Annotated in this window: 8 protein-coding genes; 2 read left to right on the plus strand and 6 right to left on the minus strand. The window is 30.6% G+C overall.

Features of this window, described 5'->3' with window-relative positions; genetic code table 11:
* Positions 1 to 73 precede the first annotated feature (73 nt).
* The 3 genes from ACUXEY_RS25640 to ACUXEY_RS25650 form a co-directional block, all read right to left on the minus strand.
* Entirely contained in the window at positions 74 to 223 is a 150-nt protein-coding gene (locus ACUXEY_RS25640) for a Spo0E family sporulation regulatory protein-aspartic acid phosphatase (RefSeq protein WP_429601369.1), read from the minus strand.
* A 165-nt stretch (positions 224 to 388) separates the two neighbouring features.
* Positions 389 to 1,336: a hypothetical protein gene (locus ACUXEY_RS25645; protein WP_429601370.1), complete on the minus strand. Its 948-nt coding sequence runs from the start codon at positions 1,334 to 1,336 to the stop codon at positions 389 to 391.
* A 25-nt stretch (positions 1,337 to 1,361) separates the two neighbouring features.
* Positions 1,362 to 1,922: a helix-turn-helix domain-containing protein gene (locus tag ACUXEY_RS25650; RefSeq protein ID WP_461301885.1), complete on the minus strand. Its 561-nt coding sequence runs from the start codon at positions 1,920 to 1,922 to the stop codon at positions 1,362 to 1,364.
* A gap of 171 nt (positions 1,923 to 2,093) precedes the next feature.
* Between ACUXEY_RS25650 and ACUXEY_RS25655 the strand changes: the two genes are divergently transcribed.
* On the plus strand, positions 2,094 to 2,981 hold the full coding sequence (locus ACUXEY_RS25655; protein ID WP_429601371.1) for a DMT family transporter: 888 nt from the start codon (positions 2,094 to 2,096) through the stop codon (positions 2,979 to 2,981).
* A 38-nt stretch (positions 2,982 to 3,019) separates the two neighbouring features.
* On the opposite strand, the gene ACUXEY_RS25660 is transcribed toward ACUXEY_RS25655, so the two are convergent.
* From ACUXEY_RS25660 to catA, 3 genes are all read right to left on the minus strand, one after another.
* Positions 3,020 to 3,532 (minus strand): GNAT family N-acetyltransferase, encoded by a 513-nt coding sequence (locus tag ACUXEY_RS25660; protein WP_166705304.1) that lies wholly within the window; start codon positions 3,530 to 3,532, stop codon positions 3,020 to 3,022.
* A gap of 150 nt (positions 3,533 to 3,682) precedes the next feature.
* Entirely contained in the window at positions 3,683 to 4,627 is a 945-nt protein-coding gene (locus ACUXEY_RS25665) for a GNAT family N-acetyltransferase (RefSeq protein ID WP_461301886.1), read from the minus strand.
* Between the two features lie 200 nt (positions 4,628 to 4,827).
* On the minus strand, positions 4,828 to 5,478 hold the full coding sequence (gene catA, locus ACUXEY_RS25670; RefSeq protein WP_461301887.1) for a type A chloramphenicol O-acetyltransferase: 651 nt from the start codon (positions 5,476 to 5,478) through the stop codon (positions 4,828 to 4,830).
* A 199-nt stretch (positions 5,479 to 5,677) separates the two neighbouring features.
* Between catA and ACUXEY_RS25675 the strand changes: the two genes are divergently transcribed.
* Positions 5,678 to 5,860 (plus strand): DUF4021 domain-containing protein, encoded by a 183-nt coding sequence (locus ACUXEY_RS25675; RefSeq protein ID WP_166705307.1) that lies wholly within the window; start codon positions 5,678 to 5,680, stop codon positions 5,858 to 5,860.
* Positions 5,861 to 6,000 lie beyond the last annotated feature (140 nt).

Below are 6,000 nucleotides of genomic sequence, written 5' to 3' on the forward strand. Positions count from 1 at the left end.
GTATATAGAATATACATTTGAATTTCCAAATAAAAAAGAACTATAACATTTTCACATCATGTCATAGTTCTTTCTATTTTAAAAACATAAAGTAATTAATCAGTTTGTCTAATTCTTGGCTTAATTCCAATACTTTTTCATGTTGAATTCCATAATCCGATACTAAATAAAAAAGTTCTTCTTTCTTTATTTCAATTACTTTTTCCAATTTCACTAATTCCATGTCGTTTTACTTCTCTCTCCAATACTAAAATGTATGTATTTTAGTATAGCCTATTTACATAATTAGTAAAAGTAAAATACATATGTAAAATCTTACAAATATTAAAATAATATACTATCAACAAGAAATTTAAATTGAGTCCTTTATATAAATCATTAAACTTCACTACGTATTAATAATAAATTGAAATTTCTCTAATGTTATATCTTTATATTTTGGAGCCCTCTTAATATGATCAAAGTAACTATATGAAAATTTAAAGACATGTCCGAAATCCCAATCAAATGCACTATAGTCTTTTAGCCAAAATTGATTTTCTGTTGGTAATACATGAGCAAGTCTAGATTCGATTAAAGGTAAACGATCTATAGGTGAGTGCAAGTTTATTTCAGTATTCGGCATAAGATTTTGACTAGCACGTAACACGTATACTAGCTTTAACAGTGGGCGTATCCCTCGATGAAATATATCACTATGCCCTAAGTCATACATTATATTAATTGCATGAGAAAAAGTAAGTAAATGACCAATTAAATCATGGTGTGCTTCCGCTCTATAAATAATATTAAATTGCGAGAGCTCCTTTAAAATAAACTTAGATAATTGTTTCGGATTTCTTAATTCATTTACTATCTCATCATTTATATGTAATTGTTTTACTTCCTTTGTTGTAAAACCAATCCATGATCTACCTGGAATTGTTTTTCGAAACGATAATATAAGATTAGTAATCCCTTCAATCTCTTGATTATCTCCCCATTTTTGTAACTCTTTTATAGCTAATAAACTTAATGCAGCATAAATGACATTATGCCCCACCCAATGAAGTTCATCAATTGTTTGTTCCAATGATTCTATAATCATTCTTTCAGCGATTTTAAAATCAATTTCTTCTTTTTGAGCGATGATGTCACCTAAGTTATGCTTGCTTAGCATCATTTTCGTTTGGGAATACATACTACGTGTTATCTTTTCTTCCATATTATTATCTTTCATGAAAAAATAACTAGCAATTGCAGCTGCTCCGAAATGTGCATGCCAAATATCATTTGTTTGTCTTTTACATTGAGAAATAATTGAAAGGCCATCTCTTAAAACAGTTTTATTTTCCATCTTTTTATCCCTCATCACTTTATACTCATCCTAAAGATGGCGTCAATACAAATAAAATATGATTAGATTCATCACTTTTATTTAAAAAACGATGTTTCACATTTGGCGGAATACGTACAACATCACCTGCTTCTAAAAAATACTCTTTTCCTTCTAATTCCACATACACTTCCCCTTTCATAACAACAGCAATCTCTTCCTTATCTTCATGTGAATAGTGACTTTCCGTTGTAATTGCTTTTTTATTTAAATCCATCATTAACATTTCAATACGCGCTTTCATAAAATCTGGTGTTAATACATCATATACAATGTGATCATTATTTTCTCGATATACTTTTTTTCGATCTTTTTTCTTAGATATGAGTGAATCTGTATCGATTTCATTAATAAAAAGTGTAAATAGTGGTACATTTAATGCTTTCGCAATTAATTCCAATACACTTAAAGAAGGATTCGCATATCCTCGTTCAATTTGACTAATTAATGAAGTACTAATCCCGGCATAATCAGCAAATTCACGAATCGTCATATTATTTTTCTTGCGATAACTTAATACAGTTTGTCCGAGTCTATCATGTATCATTGTAAAAACTTCCTTTCGTCCATCATATTGCATGTTTCATTACATTTGTGCTGACATAGTAAACAAAGGCAAATAATCCTTTCCTAACTTCTCAGGGACTTATATACTAACCTTTGTACATTATATCGTATCAAGTTCATTATAATAAACATTCTATTGGAGGGACAAACTGTGAAATCACCTATTCTTTCATATTGCATATTATTTTTCGGCGTATTCGCCCTATCAACTTCAGCAATTTTTGTAAAATTAGCAGATGCTCCTGCTGCTATCAGTGCTTTTTATCGATTATTCTTTGCTGCACTAATTCTGTTACCCTTGTTACTTTTTAATAAAAATAATCGAAACGAGATAAAAACAGTAACAAGAAGACAATGGGGATTCGGATTCATATCTGGGCTATTTTTAGCTGCACATTATGTACTTTGGTTTGAATCATTACAATATACTTCTGTAGCAAGTTCTACAGTTATCGTAACGTTACAACCTTTATTTTCAATGATGGGTGGTTACTTTCTATTTAAAGAGAGATTTACAAAAGGAGCGATTATTGGTTGCCTCATCGCTATTTCAGGAAGTATCGTTATCGGATGGCAAGACTTCCAAATTAGTGGAGAAGCTTTATACGGGGATATTTTAGCGTTTATTGCTGCCGGAATTATTACAGCTTACTTTTTCATTAGCCAACATGTTCGTAAAGATGTATCACTTATTCCGTATTCGGTAATTAGTTATGGAAGTAGCGCCTGTTTTCTCGGTATATTTGCTTATATGCAAAATGAATCTTTCATTCACTACTCTACACAAACTTGGCTATGCTTTATTGGCTTAGCGTTTGTTGCAACGATTTTAGGTCAAACAATATTCAATTGGTTATTAAAATGGATGAGTGCTACTGTAATCTCTATGAGTATTTTAGGAGAAACAATTGGAACTTGTATATTAGCGTACTTTATATTAAATGAGGCTATTTCAATACAACAAGCACTAGGTATTTCAATTATTTTCATTGGTTTAGTATTATTTTTAATGCAACCAAAACTGCCTAATCACAACTAACAAATAAAAAGCATGACATTATACTGTCATGCTTTTCACTATCCGTTATGTACGATTAAACCATCAGGTCTAAAACGACTCATCATAATTTCATTAATAAACTTTCCGTGAGCCTTCAAATTCCCTATCTTTACTCCCTCTTCTACAAATCCGAATTTTTCATATAGCGATTTCGCTTTCGGATTCGTTTCTAAAACACCTAGTTCCACTCGCTCTAACATTAACCAATTATCAGCCAAATCAAGCATTTTTGTAAGAAGCGCCCTTCCAATGCCCTTATTATGATATTCACTATCTACCCCTATAAACAAATCACCCGAATGAGATCTACGTCCAGGACTTTGGGTTAACCCAACAAATCCAACAACTTCTCCATCATACTCTGCAACAAATTCATATTGATTTGGCGCTAAATTACGAATTCTATTTTCCATCGCATCCACACGCATGCTCGGTAAAAAAACCATATAAGGTAAAACGTCATCTTGTATGCATATACGATGAATGGCTCTAGCATCTTGAATTTCTACCGCTCTTACTCTAATCCCCATAATTTCTTCCCTCCATATTCATTACAATACATTTCCATTCTAGCCCTCTAGGTGAAACCCCTTCTCTTCTGTGTTTCTTTGTGTTATTTTTACACAATTATTTCAGTATAAAACCCGATTTACGAACAGCATATCTACTCCACATACAGGTTAACTTTTTACTTTATTATATAACTCAAGTAGATTTTCAATTGGAATACCATTTATTTTCATACCGGATATATCACAATTTTCTATTTCCATATTTTTCAGATTACTATTACTAATCGTACTACCTTCTAAATCGCATCTATTAAATAAAATAGGATGTTTATCTTCTCCAAGACTTGTATCTTTAAATTGAACCCCACCTAAAGTCACAAAATTAAATGTACTACCCGAAAGATTTAAATCGGCATATAAAGAACTTCTAAAATTTATATTTCTAAATTTTGATTGACTTACATTACAATTACTCATATTCAAATACATTATATTACTCCCAATGAATGAGCTGCTTTTTGCATTCACTTGATAATACTCTGTATTTGCTAGATTACAGTTTTCGTATTGGCTATTTTTCAAATCTTTATTTTTAATTTGGTTCTCTTCAGCTGACTTTACAGTGATTCTTTTTGCATAACAATACTCATCATCAGATTTAAAAATGATTTCATAGCCCAATTTTTTATAAAAATGATGATTACTTATTTGTCTACTAGATGTTTCGAGATCCCAAATCCGTATGCTCGGATATACCTCTTCTATTAATTTAATAACATGTGATCCAATTCCTTTTCCTTGATAAACAGGATCTACAAAAATACGATCAACTCGGCCATATGACTTACCAGAGATTGTTACTATAATTCCCCCGATTATTTTTTCATCCATTATCACTTTGTAACAATCCAATTCTTCAATCGAATATTTCATCATTTCAACTGAAGAATATCCTGGTGGTTGGATGTTATAGTCAATAACATCATCTTGACCACATAACCATCGTTTTGCTTCTTCATCAAATGTTTTTGTCATTATTTCTGTTAACTTTTCGGCATCTAAAATTGTAGCTTTTTCTATAGATATTATTGTCATTTTTGTTTTCCCCTTCATTGTTACAAAATAATAAGTTTTGCGAACGAAATAGATGTAAAATACAGAAAATTAAAATCGATAGTCCTATTTACTATTAAACTACAAATCAACCTATATCTTCCACTATTTATTAGTATTAATGAAAAAAAGAGACCATGCTATATAAACATGTTCTCTTCTTTTTTCATTTTCAATTGTGTATAATTAAAAATTAGATATTACTTAAGCCACTCGTTGCAACTATTACTTAACTTCTGTAAATCCTCTATAAATCGACTCGCATGATATCCATCACAAACCGAATGATGTACTTGTAATGAAACTGGTAGCATAACCTTATTCTCTTCATTAAAATATTTCCCACAAGTTATAATCGGTAATAGAAAATCACCATCATTATTAATATTTAGATTAAATCCAGTAAAACTAGTCCAAGGTATGCTAGAAATCGGAAAAACATTTAGCGGAATATTTTCTTTCGTGAAGAGACCATGAACATTAGTATACCACCTCATGTCCTCTTCATAGTTTTTATAGAAAATGTGAAAATCACTAGAATAATCCGTCCATATACTTGAAAAAGATTTATCATCTTTATGGAAGATTGTATAACTTGGTATCATTTCTTCCCAATATCCTAAAGCTCCTTCATCGTTAAAACATGTTCGAAATTCTTTATGATTATTTACTACTCTAGAAATTAAATATATAAAAACGGGATAAAACTTTATTCCCTTTTGATGTAATCCCTTTAATAACCTCGTGATATCAACATTCACAGTCATACTAAATGTACATTTCAACTTTAAATAATGTTCAAAATACTGCTCTCTATTCCAATTTTCTCTGTCAATTATATGAAACCTCATTTTAATAGCCTCCTAAAATTCCATTTTATTTTAGAAGGCTAACTTTCTTGTTTTCACCACAGCTATTCACTCCTTACAATTTAAATTTATCCTCAAGTTTTTATTTAATTATATAACATCTGCAAAAATCTATTCACATATTTCTTGAAATCCAACCACATACTATACATAAATCAACTGATGTTTGGAGGATTCATACATGAATAACAAAAATGTAACTAAAAAAGAAAATGTTATCGAAAACACGACACCTATTCAAAATAATAATACTGCAAATCTTAATATCGAAGAACAAGCAATGAACGGATTATACGGAATGCCAGAAACCGCTATTGAAGATGCTGATCATGCTGTAACTAATGATTTGACTTCAAAAGATTAATTAACTACATAGAAAAAAGCCAAGGAAAATATCCTTGGCTTTTTCCAGGCTGTGGAGAAAGTCTTCTCCACAGCCTATTTTTGTGTCTGAACCTCTTTTTATGTGTCAACACTGATAAAAAAGAGGAAAAGGAGAGATTT

The sequence above is a fragment of the Bacillus sp. F9_6S_D1_P_5 genome (assembly GCF_054823925.1).